Here is an 18,027-nt window from a genome sequence, read left to right as displayed (position 1 = left end):
GGGTTCCCGGAGCCGAGCCGGGGTCAGCGGGTGCCAGGGATCGGCGATCCCTGGCTGCGCGCGAGCGTGCACCGCATGATGGTCGCCATGGACCGCGCCTCGCTCGCCGACTTCCTCCGCCGCCGCCGTGAGGCCCTTCGCCCGCAGGACGTCGGCCTGGTCGCCGGGCCTCGTCGGCGTACGCCCGGCCTGCGCCGCGAGGAGGTCGCGGCGCTGACCGGGATGTCGACCGACTACTACGTCCGCCTCGAGCAGCAGCGCGGCCCGCAGCCCTCCGACCAGATGCTGTCGGCGCTCGCCCGGGCGCTGCGCCTGAGCATCGACGAGCGCGACCACCTCTACCGGCTGGCCGGGCACAACGCCCCGCGGCGTACGTTCGACGACGGCCACGTCGCCCCGGCGCTGCTGCGTGTGCTCGACCGGCTCGAGGACACCCCGGCGATGATCATGTCCGCGCTCGGCGAGACGCTGGTCGCGAACCGGCTCGCGGTCTCGATCTTCGGCGACCGCCCGGCGCTGACCGGCTGGGACCGGTTCGAGGCGTACCGCTGGTTCACCGACCCCGCGACGCGGGACGTCTACCCGCCCGAGCTCCACGACCGGCACGGCCACGGTCTGGTGGCGACCCTGCGGGTGGCCTACGGAGCCATGGGTGAGCGATCCCGCGCCGGCGACCTCGTACGCCTCCTGGAGACCCGCTCCGAGGAGTTCCGCGAGCTGTGGGAACGGCACGAGGTCACCTACCGCTTCGAGGACCACAAGACGCTGCTGCACCCACAGGTCGGCCGGATCGACGTCGACTGCCAGGTGCTGACCACCCAGGACATGGGCCAGGCGCTGCTGGTGCTGACCCCCGTGCCGGGCAGCGAGGCGGAGGAGAAGATCCGGCTGCTCGGGGTGCTCGGCCAGGAGGAGTTCAGCACGACCTAGGGCTGAGAGACGGCGCCCTTGCCCAGGTCGAGCACGAGAACGGCCATGTCGTCCGAGGGCGGCGTGGTGGAGAAGTCGGCGACCGCGCGCAGCAGCCGGTCGGCGACGGCCTGAGCCCCGGCGCCGATGCCGGCGGCGAGAACGGCCTCGACCCCGGCCTCCTCGAACATCGGCTCCCCTGCCCTCCGCTCCAGGACGCCGTCGGTGACGACGACGAGCCGGTCGCCGCGCGTCACCGCCACCTCCTCCTCGATGTAGTCGACGGCGTCGACCACTCCGAGGAGGACCTGCGGCCGGCCCACCCGGCGGGTCGGGAGGCCGGGCTGGGACCGGGTGACCAGGAAGGGCGGCGGGTGGCCGGCACAGACGAGCCGAAGCCGGAACCGCGAGGCCGCGGTGACCTCGATGGTGCCGCAGACCATCGTGACGAACCGGCCCCGTGGGCCCTCATCGCAGATCGCGGCGTTGAGCCGCTCCAGGGTCGGCGCGATCGGGATGCCGGCCCGCATCAGCGCGCGCACCGTGTGGCGCGACATGCCGGCGACCGCGGCCGCTTCGGGCCCGACCCCGCACACGTCGCCCACCATGAAGCCCCAGCGCCCGGCGCCGAGCGGGAAGATGTCGTAGAAGTCGCCGCCGGCGTCGTTGAACTCGCCCGTCGGCTCATAGCCCACCCCGATGTCCACGCCGGGGATCTCCGGCAGCACCGCCGGCAGCAGGCTGCGCTGCAGCGACTGGCCGATGTCCTGCAGCTCGGTGTGGGCGCGGGCGTTGTCGATGGCCAGCGCCGCCCGGCGGGTCAGCGATTCCGCCACCAGCAGTCGCTCGCGGCGCAGCGGCTGGCCGGCGGGCCTCCCGAGGGTGAGCCAGCCGATGATCCGGTTGCGCGCCTCGAGCGGGAGGATCGCGACCTCACCCGGGAAGTCGGGCTCGGCCGGCGCCTCGCGACCGTCCGGCGCCGCCCGCTCCAGGGCCTCCTGCACCGCGTCGAGCTGGTGCTCGTCGGCGTGCCACGCGAACTGGAGCCGCGGCTGCTCGCGGGCGTCGTTGAGATAGATGCCGCACCACGTCGCCAGCCTCGGCACCAGGATCTGGCCGGTCATCGCGGTCGTCGTCTCCAGGTCCAGCGACGAGGCCAGCATCACGCTGGCCTCCCCCTGGAACGCCAGCCACGCCCGCCGCTCGGTGTCCGCGGCTCTGGTGGAGGCGCGGTCGACGCTGGGCGCGGCCCAATCGGCGATCCGCTGCAGCTGCGCGCCGTCCTCGGTCGTGAAGGCGCCCGGCTCGGCCTGCGCGATGGCCAGCGTGCCGATCACGCGCCCGTCGAAGGCCACCGTCGCGGTCGCCAGCGAGCGCAGCTCGAGCCCCCGGAGCAGCTCGACCGGCGTCGCCCGCAGATCCCCGATCGACAGCGGCCGGAACGACGCCTTGAGGCTCGGCGCGCCGGCCTCACCACGCCGCACGCCTCGCCCCTGGATCGGCGCGGCGGACCCGCTCGTGGCGGCCACCACGAACCGGTCCTCCATCTCGTCCTCGAGCAGCAGGTACGCGGCATCGGCGCCGAAGCGGTCCCGCGTCTGCTCCACCACCAGCTCGAGCGTGTCCGCCAGCGGCAGCTGGTTGAGCGCCAGCCCGCTCAGTCCCAGCGGGTCCTGGCCGGCGGCGGACGCGGGGCCGCGGCGGCGTACGTCCTGGTCCTCCGGGCCGCCACCGGCAGGTGCCTCGGCGCCGAGGGTCTCCTCGACCAGCGCGAACGCCGCCCAGACCCGCTTGTGGTCCTTGCGGTACTCCACGCCCCACGCGGTCGACAGCGCCGAGGTGATGAGCAGCCCGCGACCGTGCTCGCCGGTCCCGGGGTGGGCGTTGGCGCCGACCGGGAGCACGCGGGTCGGGTGCTGGTCGAACACGTCGATGCGGAGCCGGTCCTCCTCGCGTACGACCGCGACGGTCATCGGCGTGCCGGCGTGGGTCACGGCGTTGGTGACCAACTCGCTGGTCAGCAGCACCGCGTCGTCGAGGAGGTCGTCGAAACCCCAGTCGGCCAGCACCCTCCGCGCGAAATGGCGCGCCTCGCCGACCGACGTCGGTGCCGGCTCGAACGTGCGCGAGATCGTTGTGACTCCGGTGCTCATAGCCACCGCTGATTGTGCACCCCTTTGCCGTCGAACAGGCACTATCAGACGAAGGAAAACAACGGGTAGGTCACGGAATGACCAGAATCGATGGCGAACGACCGTTTGTCGGCCGGGACCAGCAGAGGAGTGGGACACTTCAGCAGACACGCAGTTCAGCGCGAGAGGAGGCGAGATGCCCTCATCGCCGGGCACATCGGCGGACGCAGCGACTGACACCAGGCTCCCCGAGCCGGTGCCGGTCGATCCGATCGCACTGCGCCAGCTCAAGGACGCGATGGGCGCGATGCGCGACGGCATCTTCACCGGACGTCTCGAGACCGTCGACGGCCCGCTCGGTGACCTCGCCTCCCTCCACAACGAGATCGCCGAGCGGCTGAGCCAGCTGAGCGGCGAGCTCGCGCGCGTGCGTCGCGAAGCAGGTCGCGACGGCCACCACGACGAGCGGCTCCGGCCGAGCATCGGCGGCGGCGCCTGGGCCGGGGCCGTCGAGGACGCCAACGGCCTGGTCGCCGACCTGGCCCGCCCGACCGCCGAGGTCGCCCGGGTCGTCGCGGCGGTCTCCGCGGGCGACCTCACCCAGACGATGGCCGTACGCCACGGCAGCCGCGCCCTCAAGGGCGACCCGCTGCTGGTCGCCAAGAGCGTGAACGGCCTGGTCGCCCAGCTCGCCACGATCACCGAGGAGATCGCCCGGGTCACCCGCGAGGTCGGCACCGAGGGCAAGCTCGGTGGCCGCGCGCGGGTGCGCAACGCCACCGGCACGTGGCGCGACCTCATCGACGCGGTCAACACGATGTCCTCGCGGCTGACCGCCCAGGTCCGTGACATCGCAGAGGTCACCACCGCGGTCGCCAACGGCGACCTGTCCCGCACGGTGACCATCGAGGTCTCCGGCGAGATGGCGCAGCTCAAGGACACCGTCGACCGGATGGTCGGCCAGCTGTCCTCGTTCGCCGCCGAGGTCACCCGCGTCGCCCGCGAGGTCGGCACCGAGGGCCGGCTGGGCGGTCAGGCCGACGTACGCGGGGTCTCCGGCACCTGGCGCGACCTGACCGACTCGGTCAACACGATGGCCTCCAACCTGACCTCCCAGGTGCGCGGGATCTCCTCGGTCGCCAAGGCCGTCGCCCGTGGCGACCTCTCGCAGCAGATCACGGTCACCGCGCGTGGTGAGGTCGCCGAGCTCGCCGAGACGCTCAACTCGATGACCGCCACCCTGCAGACCTTCGCCGACGAGGTCACCCGCGTCGCCCGTGAGGTCGGCACCGAGGGCCGGCTGGGCGGTCAGGCCGAGGTCCCCGGCGTCGCCGGCCGGTGGAAGGACCTCACCGACTCGGTGAACTCGATGGCCTCCAACCTGACCAACCAGGTCCGCGACATCGCCCAGGTCACCACCGCCGTCGCGGGCGGCGACCTCTCACAGAAGATCACCGTCGACGTACGCGGCGAGCTGGCCGAGCTCAAGACCACCGTCAACACCATGGTCGACCAGCTTTCCGCCTTCGCCGACGAGGTGACGCGTGTGGCCCGCGAGGTCGGCACCGAGGGCATGCTGGGCGGCCAGGCCGAGGTGCCGGGCGTCGGCGGCCGGTGGAAGGACCTCACCGACTCGGTCAACTCGATGGCGACCAACCTGACCAACCAGGTCCGCAACATCGCCCAGGTCACCACCGCCGTCGCGGGCGGCGACCTCTCACAGAAGATCACCGTCGACGTACGCGGCGAGCTCGCCGAGCTCAAGACCACCGTCAACACCATGGTCGACCAGCTCTCCGCCTTCGCCGACGAGGTCACCCGTGTCGCCCGTGAGGTCGGTGGCGAGGGTCAGCTCGGCGGCCAGGCAGCGGTGCCCGGTGTCTCCGGCACCTGGCGCGACCTGACCGACTCGGTGAACTTCATGGCCGGCACGCTGACCGCCCAGGTCCGCAACATCGCCCAGGTCACCACCGCGGTCGCCCGCGGCGACCTGAGCCGGCAGATCACCGTCGACGCGCGCGGCGAGATCCTCGAGCTCAAGTCGACCATCAACACCATGGTCGACCAGCTCTCCTCCTTCGCCGACGAGGTCACCCGCGTCGCCCGCGAGGTCGGCACCGAGGGCCGCCTCGGCGGCCAGGCCGACGTCCACGACGTCTCGGGCACCTGGAAGGACCTGACCGACTCCGTCAACTCGATGGCCTCCAACCTGACCTCCCAGGTCCGCAACATCGCCCAGGTCACCACCGCCGTCGCCCGCGGCGACCTGACCCAGAAGATCACCGTCGACGCCCGCGGCGAGATCCTCGAGCTCAAGTCGACCATCAACACCATGGTCGACCAGCTCGGGTCCTTCGCCGACGAGGTCACCCGTGTGGCCCGGGAGGTCGGCACCGAGGGTGCCCTCGGCGGCCAGGCCCAGGTGCCCGGCGTCGCCGGCACCTGGCGCGACCTGACCGTCTCGGTGAACTCGATGGCCTCCAACCTGACCAACCAGGTCCGCAGCATCGCCCAGGTCGCCAAGGCGGTCTCGCAGGGCGACCTGTCGCAGAAGATCTCCATCGAGGCCCGCGGCGAGGTCGCCGCCCTGGCCGGCACCCTCAACGCGATGGTCGACACGCTGCGTACCTTCGCCGACGAGGTCACCCGTGTCGCCCGCGAGGTCGGCACCGAGGGATCGCTGGGCGGCCAGGCCCACGTACGCGGCGTGGCCGGCACCTGGAAGGACCTCACCGACTCGGTCAACTCGATGGCGTCCAACCTGACCTCCCAGGTCCGCAACATCGCCCAGGTCACCACCGCCGTCGCCCGCGGCGACCTGACCCAGAAGATCACCGTCGACGCCCGAGGCGAGATCCTCGAGCTCAAGTCCACGGTCAACACCATGGTCGACCAGCTCTCCTCCTTCGCCGACGAGGTCACCCGCGTCGCCCGTGAGGTCGGCACCGAGGGCAAGCTCGGCGGCCAGGCGGAGGTCGCCGACGTCTCCGGCACCTGGCGCGGCCTGACGGAGAACGTCAACCAGCTCGCCTCGACGCTGACCACCCAGCTCCGCGCGATCGCCGAGGTCTCCGCCGCGGTGACCCAGGGCGACCTCAGCCGGCAGATCACTGTCGGCGCCGAGGGCGAGGTCGCCGAGCTGAAGGACAACCTCAACGAGATGATCGACTCGCTCCGCGAGACGACCAGGGCCAACGAGGACCAGGACTGGCTCAAGACCAACCTGGCCCGGTTCACCGGCCACATGCAGGGCGGTCGCGACCTGCTCGAGGTCGCCCGGCTGATCGTCTCCGAGCTCACCCCGCTGGTCGGCGCCCAGCACGGCTCGATCTTCCTCACCGACCAGACGCCCGAGCAGAGCGGCCCGAAGGTACTGCGCCGGATCGCCGCCTACGGCTATCAGCCTAGCCCCGACGTCCCCGACGTCTTCGCCGTCGGCGAGGGCCTGGTCGGCCAGGCGGCCTACGACCGCCAGCCGATCATCGTGCGCGACGTCCCGGCCGGCTTCCTGCGGATCTCCTCCGGCCACGGGTCGGCGGCCCCGACCTCGATCGTGGTGCTTCCGGTGGTCTTCGAGGAGAAGGTGATCGGCGTCGTCGAGCTGGCCTCCTTCCGGCCGTTCAGCGCCGTCCACATGCAGTTCCTCGAGCAGCTCGCCGAGTCGATCGGGGTCTCGCTCAACGCGATCATGGCCAGCTCCCGCACCGAGGAGCTGCTGGTCGAGTCACAGCGCCTCGCCGCCGAGCTCCAGGACAAGCAGGACGAGGGCGAACGCCAGCAGGTGGAGCTGCAGCAGACCAACGCCGCGCTCGAGGAGAAGGCCCGCCAGCTCGCCGACCAGAACCAGGCGATCGAGATCAAGAACCTCGAGATCGAGGAGGCCCGGCGCGGCCTGGAGGAGCGCGCCGAGCAGCTCGCCCTCTCCTCGCGCTACAAGTCGGAGTTCCTGGCCAACATGTCGCACGAGCTGCGTACGCCGCTCAACTCGCTGCTCATCCTGGCCCGGTTGCTCTCCGACAACGTCGACGGCAACCTCAACGCCCGCCAGGTGGAGTACTCGCGCACCATCCACGGCGCCGGCACCGACCTCCTCCAGCTGATCAACGACATCCTCGACCTGTCCAAGGTCGAGGCCGGCAAGATGGACGTCCACGTCACCGACGTGGACGTGACCTCGGTGGTCGAGTACGTCGAGGCGACCTTCCGGCCGCTGACCGCCGAGAAGGACCTCGACTTCATCGTCAGCGTCGACCCCGACGTGCCCCGCCTGCTGCGCTCGGACCAGCACCGTCTGCAGCAGGTGCTGCGCAACCTGCTCTCCAACGCGGTGAAGTTCACCGACAGCGGCGGCGTACGCCTGCTGATCCGCAACGCCTCGGGCGAGCGCTTCTCGACGCGCAGCCTGCAGCAGGCCGACGCGGTGCTGGCCTTCTCGGTGATCGACACCGGCATCGGCATCCCGCCGGAGAAGCTGAAGGTCATCTTCGAGGCGTTCCAGCAGGCCGACGGCACCATCAGCCGCAAGTTCGGCGGCACCGGCCTGGGGCTGTCGATCAGCCGCGAGGTCGCCCATCTCATCGGCGGTGAGATCCAGGTCAAGAGCGAGCCCGGCCACGGCAGCTCGTTCACGTTGTACGTCCCGAGGATCAGCTCCGACCTGATCGATGCCCAGCCCGCGACCGCCCTCGGTGACCAGGACTCGTCGTCTCGTAGTCAGCTCCAGCTGGAGACGCCTGGCCGGAGAGCAGACCAGCTCCTGCTGGTCCTCAGCGGCGGCAGCGACGAGTCCGGCCCCGGCACCAGCGCCGTGGTGGAGGCCCTGTTCGGGTCGGTCGACGAGGTCGAGACCGTCTTCGGCTCATCCCCCGAGGAGGCCCAGGCGGTCCTGGCCGACCGCGAGGTCGACTGTGTGGTGCTCGACCTTCCGCTGGCCGAGGGTGGCTTCGACGTGCTCCGCTGGATGCGCACCCACAAGCGCTCCAAGGACATCCCGGTCGTGCTGAGTAGGGTCGGCGAGGTGACCAAGGCTCAGCAGAACCGGCTGGACAGATACGCCGAGGCGATGACCCTGAAGACCCCGGCGACCACCGAGGAGGCCATCGACGACGTGAGCGTGCTGCTGGGTCGCACCGGGATGCAGCTCTCCCGGGCGTACGTCACCGAGCCGACCGACACCACCGGCCAGTTCGTGGGCCGGCGGATCCTCATCGTCGATGACGACGTACGCAACGTCTTCGCGCTCACCAGCGCTCTCGAGCAGCACGGCATCGACGTCCTCTACGCCGAGTCCGGCGAGGCCGGGATCGAGGCGCTGCAGCGGGAGCCGGGTGTCGACCTCGTCCTGATGGACATCATGATGCCGGGCATGGACGGCCTGACCGCGATGCGCCTGATCCGCGACATCCCGCAGTTCAAGAGCCTGCCGATGATCGCGCTCACCGCCAAGGCGATGACGGGCGACCGCGAGGACAGCCTCGCCGCCGGCGCCTCGGAGTACATCACCAAGCCCGTCGACGTCGCCGACCTGCTCTCGCTGTTCCGGGTGTGGCTTCCATGAGTGAGCGCCGGCGAGGGACACCAGGATTCAGGCCGCCGCTTCCGTGTTCTCCGCGTCTCACGACGGAGGCGGCAGCGTGAAGGAGACCACCGCGGCCCCGATGGGCCTCGCCACGAGCATGCGCGCCAAGATCCTGCTGGTCGACGACCGGGCGGCCAACCTGGTCGCGCTCGAGGCCATCCTCGGCTCGCTCAACCAGACCCTCGTCCGCGCCGGCTCCGGCGAGGACGCGCTACGCGCCCTGCTCCACGACGACTTCGCGCTGATCCTGCTCGATGCGCAGATGCCCGGGATGGACGGCTTCGAGACCGCCACCCGGATCAAGGCCCGGGAGCGCACCAAGGACGTCCCGATCATCTTCCTGACCGCGAACGACTTCGACACCCATCTCGCCTATCGCGGCTACGCGACCGGCGCCGCCGACTTCCTCGCCAAGCCGTTCGACCCGTGGCTGCTGCGCGCGAAGGTGCAGGTCTTCGTCGACCTGTGGCACGCCAGCCGTAAGCTCAGCACCCAGGCCGACCTGCTGCGGCGGTCACTGGACGAGCGCCGGTCCTCGGTGCCCGGCCGGGTCGACGTCGATGTCGTCGCCGATCTCCGTTCCCGGCTCGCGGGCGTGGAGGAGGCGGTCGCCGACCTGGACGTCGGTGCCGACATGGGCCCCGGTGGCGACGCCCGCCGTCGGCTGGGCCAGCGGATCGACGACCTCAAGCAAGCCCTCGAAGCGCTGGAGTGATCAGCCCGGGTCAGATCTTCGCGCGGTACTCGGCGAGGATCTTCTCCGCCTTCTCCTTGTCGGCGTCCTGCAGCGGGATGAGCAGCTCGGCGACCACGTCGGTGAGCTCGGCGACGCGACGGTTGAGCTGACGCTGCTCCTGCACCTCGGCCTCGAGCGCCTCGATGCGGCGGACCAGCGAAGCACGCGTACGGGCCGCGTCGCGGGCACCGCGGGCGATGTTCTTGATGCCGGATTCGTCGGACATGTCAGTTTCCTTCTGCAGACTTGAGGGAGGGCCAGGAGGCACGCAGCCGCGCGACCCGCGGCAGCGGGTCCTCGAGCATGTCCCGGCCGTCGACGATCTCGAGGTGCTCGACGACACCGCCGGCCGCCTCGATCTCGGCCTGGACCAGGGCGGGGTCGACGCGGCGTACGAGGCCTTCGGGCTTCGGCTCGGGGAGGTTCTCACCGGTGGCCGCGAACTCGAGGAAGAGCTTGCCTCCGCCGGGACGCAGCGCCATCTTCGCCAGCGTCCAGAGCTGATGCCGGGCCGCCTTGTCGAGGCAGCCGATCAGGTCACGGGCGTAGAGGTGGTGCGGGTCGCGGGCCAGCCGCGCACCCAGCGTCAGCGTCGAGCGGAGCTCGCCCAGGATGAGCTGGTCGGAGACCAGGGAGAGCTTGTGGCGCTCGGCCCGGCGGCGTACGGCGGCGACCGCGGCGCGGGAGAAGTCCACCGAGCGCACCTGGTGCCCGTTGCGGGCGAAGAAGCGACCGTCACGCCCGACGGAGCCGGAGCCGATGTCGACCACCTTGGCGTCCTCGGGCAGCTGCTTGATCACCCAGGACGCGAAGGGAGACTGCTTGGTCTCCAGCTCGCTGCCGTGGGTGTTGTGGAACTCGGTCCAGAAGCCCATGTCGGTGCGGAACCCACGCAGCCAGCCATCCAGGCGACGTACGCCGGCGGGCGGGTCCGCGTACTTGAACGACGGGTCCGGGGTGCGCCACTTCGGGCCGTAGATGAAGGCCAGCATCTCCTCGGGCTCGGCGGGAGCCGGGAAGTCGTAGCCGTGCAGGTTGATCGTGGAGACCGGCACGATCGCCTCGCGGCGCAGCCGGCCGGAGCGGTTACCGAGCTGGTAGAAGACCGGCTCGCCGTCCTTGTCGGGCACGTAGAACGCCACGAAGATGTCGATGTGCACCTTGCGGCCGTCGGAGACCTCGAGCAGCACCTTGATGTCGCCGCCGGACATCCGCAGGATGCTCCAGCCGCGCTCCCGCATGGTGCGCTCGATGGCGTACGACTCGGTGATGATCTCGGCGGGGACGGTGTGCCTGGAGAGGTAGCAGACGTCGGTGTCGGAGTCGTGGCCGAGCATCCGGCCCTCGCGGATCGCGCCGAGGAGCGCACCGTAGTTGAGGTAGGCCTCGACGCCGACGACGTCGCGGAGGTCGGCGAGGACCCGCTGGGTGCCCTCGAGGATCTCCGCGCGGATGCTCTCGTCGGTGGCCTCGAACGAGCGGGTCAGGTGGCCGACCTTGTCGACGCTCAGCGGGTGGCCGCTGCCGTCGACGATCGAGATCGCGCCCTCGCCGGTGCCGAGGGAGACCTTCTCCTCGAAGAGCACCTCACCGTCGTAGTCGGCGATGGTGATCGTCGCGGAGCCGTTCAGGAACCGGGTGAGCACGTTCGGCCACGGCACCATGGTGCCCTTGTCGGCCGGGTGGCCGTCGCGGTCGGGCGTAAGGGACCAGACGTACTGACCGTCGACGGAGAGGATCAGGACCTGTGTCGAGGAGTCTCGGACGAGGACCCCTTCGTCGGAGATCTCGAACTGTCCGCCCGATGTGGAGGTGCCGACGGTCACGAGACCTGGGCACCTTCTCGCGCGATCGCCTTGCGCAGGGCGGTGCTGCTGGTCTGGAGCGTGTAGGGGAAGTAGATGACCTCGACACCGACCGACGCCATCTTCTTCTCGAGCGCGTCGCCCTTCTCGGTGCCCTTCCAGTCATCGCCCTTGAAGAGGTGGGTGAACCCGACCTCGCGCCAGGAGTCGACCTTGTCGGTGGTGCGCTCGGCGTAGACCGCGTCCACGATCCCGATCGCCTCGACGATCTCCAGCCTCTCGACGAGCGGGACGGTCGGGATGATCCCCTTCGTCGTCTCGCAGACCTCGTCGGAGACCACACCTGCGATCAACGTGTCGCAGCGCTCACGCGCCTGACGCAGCATGTTGAGGTGACCGATGTGGAAGAGATCGAACACGCCAGGTACGTAACCGATGATCGGTCCCATGCCCACGCTTCCTCCAAGTGTTTGTCGATTAGTTTGGGCGACTTTACACCCTGCTCCCCCACGACCTCGATATGAGGCCAGTATCCATACCACCCTGCGCATCTCCGCAATCAGCAACGCGACACGCGGACACGCACAGGAAGCCCGGCGACCTTACACGAAGATGAACAGCGCGTGGCCATTGTTGCCCGATGTGTCAAGACGAATCGGGCCCGCTGAGCTAGCGTCGAACCATGGATGTCGTCGAGATCGACGGACTGAACCTCGCCTTCCGCCGGGCCGGCAACGGCCCTGCGGTCGTCTTCGTCCACGGCGGCGCCGAGGACGGCCGCACCTGGACGCCGCAGCTCGACGCCCTGGCTGACGAGTTCACCGTCATCGCGTGGGACGAGCCGGGCGCGGGCGGCTCCTCCGACGTACCCGACGGGTTCGGGCTGAGCGACTACGGCGACTGCCTGGCGGGACTGATCCGCGCGCTCGACGTCTCTCCCTGCACCGTCGCCGGGATCTCCTGGGGAGTCACCGTCATCCTCGAGCTGTATCGACGCCACCCCGGCGTCGTCCGCAACCTCGTCCTCGCGGACGGCTACGCCGGCTGGCGCGGCTCGCTCGGCGCCGAGGAGGCCGACGCCCGCCTTGCCGGCCTGCGCGGCCAGCCGGAGGGCTCCTTCGACCCGACCCTCCCGAACCTCTTCGCCGGCGCTCCTCCGGCGGAGTTCGTGCCGCTTATGGAGGCGATGTCGGCCGACGTACGCCGCCACAGCATGCTCACCGCCCTGACCGCGATGGCCCACGCCGACCTGACCGACGTGCTCGGCACGATCCGGGTGCCCACCCAGCTCGTCTGGGGTGCCCTCGACGCCCGCTCACCCCTCTCCGTCGCCCACGAGTTCGAGCGCCTCATCCCGGGCGCGGACCTCGCCGTCATCCCCGGCTGCGGCCACGTCAGCAACCTCGAGGCCCCTCAGGCGTTCAACGACATCCTCCGCTTCTTCCTCCGCCGCACATGACGTCGTCGTTCACGGGTACCGATCCGAGCATCGACGTTCATCCTGCGTGCCGCTCGAGGTGACCACGCCTCCTCAGGAAGGCCAACCGCGTGAAACCAGCCGATGTTGTGGTTCCTGCTGACGACCGTCCGAGCAGGCACAGGCTGGCCCCCGCCGTCACCGGCTCGATCGCGCGAACGGCCGGCCGCGTGCTGCAGGCCGGCGTCGGCGTACTCGCCCACCTGCGCCCCGCCGACAAGCCCCTGCACCCGCAGGGCACGGTGCACCTGGCCGTGCTCCGGCGGCACCCCGGAGAAACCACGGGCGCGGCGTTCCTCGACGAAAGCGGGTCGGACGAGGTGGTGGTACGACTCTCCCGCGCGGTGGGTCTGCCCGAGCCGGTGCCCGATGTCAACGGGCTCGCCCTGCGCGTTCCCACCACCCACGGCGAACACGCCGATCTCCTGTTCGCGACCACCGGTCACGGTCGATGGACCCGGTTCCTGCTGGCTCCCCGGACCCGGCTGTCCCACGGTTTCTTCAGCACGCTGCTCCCGTACCGCACGCCCGCCGGACCGGTCTGGCTCGGAGCCCAGTTCGTCGGCGATTCCACGTGGCAGCTGGCGTGGGCACGACCCGGCACGGACTGGACGTGGTTTGCGACGCTCGAGCTGACCGCCGAGTCCGACCACGACTCCCTGCTCTCCTTCGACCCGACCCGCTCGACACCACCCGGGCTCGAGATCTACGAATGGCACCGCCGCCTACGAGCGCCCGCGTACAAGACAGCGCGACGGTCGCGAGCTCGATAGACCCGAGGTGAGCTGTCGGGTCCTGTCGCGCCGCGACCGCGTCGCACGCGTCGAACCTCAGGGACCACCCAGTTCCGGGAGATGAACATGTCGCTCCTGCCCCCACCACGTCGACGACTCAGCGATCCACTGCTCCAGGTGCCAACCGAACTCCAATGCCCGGTTGGAGATCTCGTCGACGTCGGCAATTTCGATGACCTGGCATATCCGCCACGCTCCCGCGTCACCAGCGGAACGGACCTTCAGCGACAGCCAGACGTAGTCCTCGAGTTCTGGACCGGGTCCTCCATACTCGCGGGTCGGATCGAGTTCAGTACCCAGCATCGTCGAGACCTTCAACCCTTGCCGCTCTGCCGAGCTGAACACGCTGCTCAGCATTGGTTCGATGACGCTGGACATGAGCCAGTCGATCAAGTCCTCCTCCACAGACATCACGATCCCGTACGCTGCGGCCCGATCGCCAAGCTTTCTTGCAGCGCGACAGGTTGGAGTCGGCCAGGGCGAGCAACCGGGGCCGTTTCCGAGCCGCCGTGTGCCATCCGTGTGCCATCCGAAAGGTCAAGGCCGGCCTCAAGCTGCCAGAGCGCAGGTCAGGGCGGCTCTCTGCTCCCCGGGTAGGAGTCGAACCTACGTCGCTAGTTCTGATTCAAAGTCTGGCGGCCCTACCAGCACGGGCTCGCGCGTTTGTGCCGTTCGAGTGCGCAGTTCGCGCCCGGATGATTGGGTGACCGTGTGAGGAGTCGCGAACCACTGCACGCGCTTGTCTTGACTGCTTGCGTCGTCGCCGTGACCGCTCTGACCGCCTGCGGTCCCATCTTCGGTGTGGGTTTCGATTACCCGAACGAGCCGCCAGTCCCGCCTGAGGGGACGGTCGTTGCGGAAGCGAAGGGCTGGGACGACGACGACCCCATGCGGGGCCGGGAGGTCGTGATCGATATGGGGAGCGCCCAAGAGGCGGACCTCTTGGATTTCTATCGCGAACGTTTCCCCTCTGCTGAGGGCTGGGTGGAGGGCACGGCCGCTCCCGAGGATGCCGACTGGCATCTGTTGTGTCTCGTTAGTCACGCGGACGACGATTTCGATGAGTACGTGGAGATTTTCCCGTACGACCGCGACATGTACGGCCACGACTTCAAGTCGGCTGCGCCTGGTCGATACAAGGTGTCGATCAGCCGACTCTACGCGAAGCTCGAGGAAGGCAAGCGCACTGCAAACCGATGCGGCTTGGCCTCCATCTGGTTCCCCATAGATCTGTAGAGACCGAACGGCCCGAGGTCATCTGACCTCGGGCCGTTCCCTGCTCCCCGGGTAGGAGTCGAACCTACGTCGCTAGTCCTGATTCAAAGTCAGGCGGGCCCTGCCGGCAGACCAACCGGGGAACGTACGCCGAAACGCACGGGACAACTGTAGACGGCCGAGGCTGCGCTCACCGCACTGACTCAGCACGATCCATCGCCGGACTGGGCGGGGCGCGCTATCGTCGAGTCACTTCCTGTGTCGCACCGCCTCCTCGACGCGATCGGCGGACGCGGCGCACCCCTTCGAGGAGCTCACGTTGGCTGATGAAGTCACGATCGACGGTTCGATCATTCGTACGGCGCGGGTGCGGCTTCGACCATGGCGCGAGGACGACGCTCCTGGGGCACTCGAGATCTACGGCAGCGCCGAGGTCTCCCGCTGGCTGGCGCCGGCCATGGAGCGGGTCACCGACCTCGACTCCATGCGCGCGACGATCAGCAGCTGGCTCACGGCACCTCCCGGCCCCGCAGGCCGAGCGAGCGGCCGATGGGCGGTCGAAGAGATCGAGAGCGGCCGTGTCGCGGGATCGGCCCAGATCCTCCCCCTCCCTCCGGAAGGCGAGGACCTGGAGGTGGGCTACCAGCTCGCCCCCTGGGCATGGGGACGGGGACTGGGCTCAGAGGCGGGACACGCCCTCGCCCACTACGCGTTCGCCAACGGCGAGGAGGAGGTCTTCGCCGTCGTACGCCCCCGGAACGAGCACGGAATCCGCGCCGCACGCCGCATCGGCATGGACTGGGTCGGGGAGACGGAGAAGTACTACGACCTGAGGCTTCAGGTCTATCGCCTCCGCAACAGCGACCTGGACGTGTCCCTGCTCAACCCGAGTCCACTCGAACGCTGACCCGAGCGGGATCAGAGAAGCTCGGCGACCTTCTCGGCCGTCTCCTTGGCCGACCCCGGATTCTGACCGGTGACGAGGTTGCCGTCGACCACGGCGTACGAGACGAACGGCAGCTTGGCCTTCTCGTAGAGAGCGCCGCGAGCCTTGGCCTCCTCCTCGGCGTTGTACGGGACGAGCTTGTCGACCCGGGCGAGGACCTCCTCCTGCCAGGCGAAGCCGGTCATCTTCCGGCCGGCGATGAGGTAGGAGCCGTCGGACAGACGGGTGTTGAGGAGACCGCAGTAGCCGTGGCAGACCGAGGAGACGATGCCGCCACGCTCGAAGATCTCGCGGGTGATGCGCTGGAGGCCCTCGCTGTCGGGGACAGTCGTACATGACCGCGTGGCCGCCGGTGCCGCCGAGTAGGCACCCGAGCTGATAGAAGCTTGGGTGCCTCGGGCTCATGAATATGTCGAAAGTCCGTGACTGCCCACCGCGCCGGCGCCCGACCGAAACGCCTGACTGAAGCAAATTCGTGCCAATCTTGAGATTTTCTAAAGCGGTCTGGTACCTTCTGATCAATCCACTTGAGAGGAACGCCAGATGGACAAGGGTCGCCGCTGGGCAATCGAGACGTTCGGCGCGCAGGGGGTCCACCTTCGCGAACAGGTACCGCAACTGGTTCGTGCGGAGCACATCGCCTCCGCTGATGCCCAGGAGGCGTCCGGCCACCGCAGCCTCGGCGTTTACGGCGAGTTCTGGCGCGGCATCTTGGAGAAGTTCGAGGCCTTCGGCAACCTGCCCGGTGCCACGCTGTTTCGGCCTGGCAATGCCCCGTACCGAATTCCTGTAATCGAAGGCGTGCCCCTCTTCCCTTGGCGCTACAGCAAGAGCCGCGACAGTCACTTCACAACCACGCCGTTCTCCACGTCCCCAGCACGCGAGGCGATGTTCGACCTGAGCCAGCTCGAGGTGCAGAGCGAGATCGACCTTGGCATCCACACTCCTGAACTCACGGCGGAAGAGCAGGAGCTGGCCGACCTTCTCAAGCAGACCCGCGAGTCAAATCTGGTGACCTCTGACCAGGTGGTTGTTGTTGCGATCTCCAGTTCACCGAGCGGACTGTTCGAGATCACGTGGGGAGATGTGTCACTCACGAGTGACGGCTGCCTGGAGTTTGGCTACAGCGAGAGTCTCCTGGATGTAAAGCCGACTCCCCAGTCGAAGCCGAATGCAGTTCCCGACGAAGAGCGCACCTTCACGAGTGGCGACCTGCCACAGAAGGACATCAGCCTCCACAGCGAGGATGAGGACGAGCAGGCCTCCGGCGAATCTAGCGATGGCTGACGAGAAACAGGGCAAGTTCGAGCTCTTCTCGTCCCCCGGTCGTAGTTATACGGGCGTGGCGAGGGCGTTTGATCCCGCGAGACTTACTCAGGCACGGGTACTCCGCGAGTGGACCAAGGCCGAACTGGCTGAGGAGATCCGCGTCTCACCAGCAGCTGTTGGACAGTATGAGGCGGGCGCATCGACCCCTCGCGCTGACCTGCTCCCGCTCTTGGCAAACAAACTCAAGGTGCCAGTCGACTTCTTTGCAGCGGGACGGCCCCTGGGTCGGCTCGACGCCGCCAACGCTCACTTTCGCAGCCTACGCTCGACCCGGGCGAAGGACCGCGCGAAGGCAGCGACCCATGCCGAACAGGTGTGGGAACTGACGTATGCCCTTGAGAAGCGCGTTCGTCTGCCAGACGTAGACCTCCCGAAAATCCCGGAAGGAACGACGCCTGCCGAAGCTGCGCAACTGCTACGCCAAGCGTGGGAGGTCGGACCTGGTCCGTTCCCCCATCTGGCAGCGACGATCGAGGCCCACGGCATCGTCGTGACACTGATCCCGCTCACCAACGCGGCCGTTACAAGGGTAAGCGCATACTCCACAGATGCACTTGGCAGACCTCTCATCATTGTTACCCCAGAGCGCGCGGTATCAGTCTCGCGGTATCGCTTCACATGTGCACACGAGGTCGGACATCTGCTGCTTCACCCGAACCCACTTCCAGGAGATCGTCAACAGGAACGCGAGGCCGACGAGTTCGCAGCTGAGCTTTTGACACCACGCACGGAGATCGAGCCATTGTTGCCCCGCACCATGCGCCTAGCCACCTTGGAGCAACTGAGCCAGACATGGGGTGTGTCGATCGAATCCCTTGTCCGCAGGATGGCTGAGCTGAGAGTCGTGTCCGAGGTCTCCATGCGTCGGGCGTATCAACGACTGAGAAGCATGGCCGAGTTCCGTCGGGATGAGCCGATCGCTACCTACCCCGGAGAGGTTCCATCCCTGCTGCGGGAGGCGCTGACACTCGCCGAACAGCACGGCCTCACACGAGCAGACCTCGCGAACGAACTGTGTTGGGCGACATCGCACCTCAGTGACGTACTAGGAGAGTCCGACCCGCGGCCCCAGCTACACCTAGTTCGCGATTAGACCAGTACGGGTG

15 protein-coding genes and 1 tRNA gene are annotated in these 18,027 nt (G+C 68.7%); 9 read left to right on the top strand and 7 right to left on the bottom strand.

What is annotated here, in order from left to right; all coding sequences use genetic code 11:
* Nucleotides 1–75: 75 nt before the first annotated feature.
* Nucleotides 76–930 carry a helix-turn-helix transcriptional regulator gene (locus tag HD557_RS03970; RefSeq protein ID WP_231380168.1) on the top strand — a complete coding sequence of 285 codons (855 nt, stop codon included), beginning with the start codon at nt 76–78 and terminating at the stop codon, nt 928–930.
* On the opposite strand, the gene HD557_RS03965 is transcribed toward HD557_RS03970, so the two are convergent.
* Entirely contained in the window at nt 927–3,062 is a 2,136-nt protein-coding gene (locus HD557_RS03965) for a SpoIIE family protein phosphatase (RefSeq protein ID WP_196872880.1), read from the bottom strand. The genes HD557_RS03970 and HD557_RS03965 overlap by 4 nt on opposite strands.
* 175 nt (nt 3,063–3,237) lie before the next feature.
* Between HD557_RS03965 and HD557_RS03960 the strand changes: the two genes are divergently transcribed.
* Both HD557_RS03960 and HD557_RS03955 read left to right on the top strand, forming a co-directional pair.
* The gene (locus HD557_RS03960) at nt 3,238–8,598 is read left to right on the top strand and encodes a HAMP domain-containing protein (protein ID WP_196872879.1); all 5,361 of its coding nucleotides are present in this window, start codon (nt 3,238–3,240) and stop codon (nt 8,596–8,598) included.
* A gap of 76 nt (nt 8,599–8,674) precedes the next feature.
* On the top strand, nt 8,675–9,334 hold the full coding sequence (locus HD557_RS03955) for a response regulator (protein WP_307785530.1): 660 nt from the start codon (nt 8,675–8,677) through the stop codon (nt 9,332–9,334).
* Between the two features lie 10 nt (nt 9,335–9,344).
* Here HD557_RS03955 and HD557_RS03950 read toward each other — a convergent pair whose 3' ends face one another.
* Genes HD557_RS03950 through HD557_RS03940 form a run of 3 tightly spaced genes read right to left on the bottom strand, consistent with a single transcriptional unit; the run spans nt 9,345 to nt 11,609 of the window.
* Nucleotides 9,345–9,581, bottom strand: coding sequence for a DUF6752 domain-containing protein (locus HD557_RS03950; RefSeq protein ID WP_040756014.1), 237 nt, complete (start codon nt 9,579–9,581; stop codon nt 9,345–9,347).
* 1 nt (nt 9,582) lies between these two features.
* The gene (locus tag HD557_RS03945; RefSeq protein ID WP_196872878.1) at nt 9,583–11,181 is read right to left on the bottom strand and encodes a class I SAM-dependent methyltransferase; all 1,599 of its coding nucleotides are present in this window, start codon (nt 11,179–11,181) and stop codon (nt 9,583–9,585) included.
* On the bottom strand, nt 11,178–11,609 hold the full coding sequence (locus tag HD557_RS03940) for an adenylyltransferase/cytidyltransferase family protein (RefSeq protein WP_008361171.1): 432 nt from the start codon (nt 11,607–11,609) through the stop codon (nt 11,178–11,180). The genes HD557_RS03945 and HD557_RS03940 overlap by 4 nt, the downstream gene beginning before the upstream one ends.
* Before the next feature lie 233 nt (nt 11,610–11,842).
* Here HD557_RS03940 and HD557_RS03935 point away from each other — a divergent pair, with 233 nt between their 5' ends.
* Both HD557_RS03935 and HD557_RS03930 read left to right on the top strand, forming a co-directional pair.
* Nucleotides 11,843–12,619 (top strand): alpha/beta fold hydrolase, encoded by a 777-nt coding sequence (locus HD557_RS03935; RefSeq protein ID WP_196872877.1) that lies wholly within the window; start codon nt 11,843–11,845, stop codon nt 12,617–12,619.
* Between the two features lie 89 nt (nt 12,620–12,708).
* Nucleotides 12,709–13,410, top strand: a complete 702-nt coding sequence (locus HD557_RS03930; RefSeq protein ID WP_196872876.1) for a hypothetical protein — start codon at nt 12,709–12,711, stop codon at nt 13,408–13,410.
* A gap of 57 nt (nt 13,411–13,467) precedes the next feature.
* Here HD557_RS03930 and HD557_RS03925 read toward each other — a convergent pair whose 3' ends face one another.
* Nucleotides 13,468–13,824 carry a hypothetical protein gene (locus tag HD557_RS03925; RefSeq protein ID WP_196872875.1) on the bottom strand — a complete coding sequence of 119 codons (357 nt, stop codon included), beginning with the start codon at nt 13,822–13,824 and terminating at the stop codon, nt 13,468–13,470.
* A gap of 372 nt (nt 13,825–14,196) precedes the next feature.
* Between HD557_RS03925 and HD557_RS03920 the strand changes: the two genes are divergently transcribed.
* Nucleotides 14,197–14,667, top strand: a complete 471-nt coding sequence (locus HD557_RS03920) for a hypothetical protein (protein ID WP_196872874.1) — start codon at nt 14,197–14,199, stop codon at nt 14,665–14,667.
* Between the two features lie 43 nt (nt 14,668–14,710).
* Here HD557_RS03920 and HD557_RS03915 read toward each other — a convergent pair.
* Nucleotides 14,711–14,789, bottom strand: a tRNA-Gln gene (locus HD557_RS03915).
* 176 nt (nt 14,790–14,965) lie between these two features.
* On the opposite strand from HD557_RS03915, the gene HD557_RS03910 reads away from it, so the two are divergent.
* A complete protein-coding gene (locus HD557_RS03910; RefSeq protein ID WP_231380167.1) occupies nt 14,966–15,553 on the top strand; it encodes a GNAT family N-acetyltransferase in 588 nt (195 codons plus the stop codon).
* Between the two features lie 11 nt (nt 15,554–15,564).
* Here the strand turns inward: HD557_RS03910 and HD557_RS03905 are convergent, their stop codons facing one another.
* Nucleotides 15,565–15,972, bottom strand: a complete 408-nt coding sequence (locus HD557_RS03905) for a type 1 glutamine amidotransferase domain-containing protein (protein WP_445321545.1) — start codon at nt 15,970–15,972, stop codon at nt 15,565–15,567.
* Between the two features lie 163 nt (nt 15,973–16,135).
* Here HD557_RS03905 and HD557_RS03900 point away from each other — a divergent pair, with 163 nt between their 5' ends.
* Nucleotides 16,136–16,879, top strand: a complete 744-nt coding sequence (locus HD557_RS03900; protein WP_196872873.1) for a hypothetical protein — start codon at nt 16,136–16,138, stop codon at nt 16,877–16,879.
* Complete coding sequence (locus HD557_RS03895) at nt 16,872–18,014, top strand: helix-turn-helix domain-containing protein (RefSeq protein ID WP_196872872.1); 1,143 nt, start codon at nt 16,872–16,874, stop codon at nt 18,012–18,014. The genes HD557_RS03900 and HD557_RS03895 overlap by 8 nt, the downstream gene beginning before the upstream one ends.
* Nucleotides 18,015–18,027: the final 13 nt, after the last annotated feature.

It is taken from the genome of Nocardioides luteus, from assembly GCF_015752315.1.
In the GTDB taxonomy this organism is placed as follows: domain Bacteria; phylum Actinomycetota; class Actinomycetes; order Propionibacteriales; family Nocardioidaceae; genus Nocardioides.
This window is presented reverse-complemented; position numbering and strand designations above follow the sequence as displayed.

Excerpts from the sequence above, each read along its gene's own strand:
- HD557_RS03895 (WP_196872872.1), top strand. The coding sequence starts at position 16,872 with ATGGCTGACGAGAAACAGGGCAAGTTCGAGCTCTTCTCGTCCCCCGGT.
- HD557_RS03900 (WP_196872873.1), top strand. The coding sequence starts at position 16,136 with ATGGACAAGGGTCGCCGCTGGGCAATCGAGACGTTCGGCGCGCAGGGG.
- HD557_RS03940 (WP_008361171.1), bottom strand. The coding sequence starts at position 11,609 with ATGGGACCGATCATCGGTTACGTACCTGGCGTGTTCGATCTCTTCCAC.
- HD557_RS03950 (WP_040756014.1), bottom strand. The coding sequence starts at position 9,581 with ATGTCCGACGAATCCGGCATCAAGAACATCGCCCGCGGTGCCCGCGAC.
- HD557_RS03935 (WP_196872877.1), top strand. The coding sequence starts at position 11,843 with ATGGATGTCGTCGAGATCGACGGACTGAACCTCGCCTTCCGCCGGGCC.
- HD557_RS03970 (WP_231380168.1), top strand. The coding sequence starts at position 76 with ATGATGGTCGCCATGGACCGCGCCTCGCTCGCCGACTTCCTCCGCCGC.
- HD557_RS03960 (WP_196872879.1), top strand. The coding sequence starts at position 3,238 with ATGCCCTCATCGCCGGGCACATCGGCGGACGCAGCGACTGACACCAGG.
- HD557_RS03965 (WP_196872880.1), bottom strand. The coding sequence starts at position 3,062 with ATGAGCACCGGAGTCACAACGATCTCGCGCACGTTCGAGCCGGCACCG.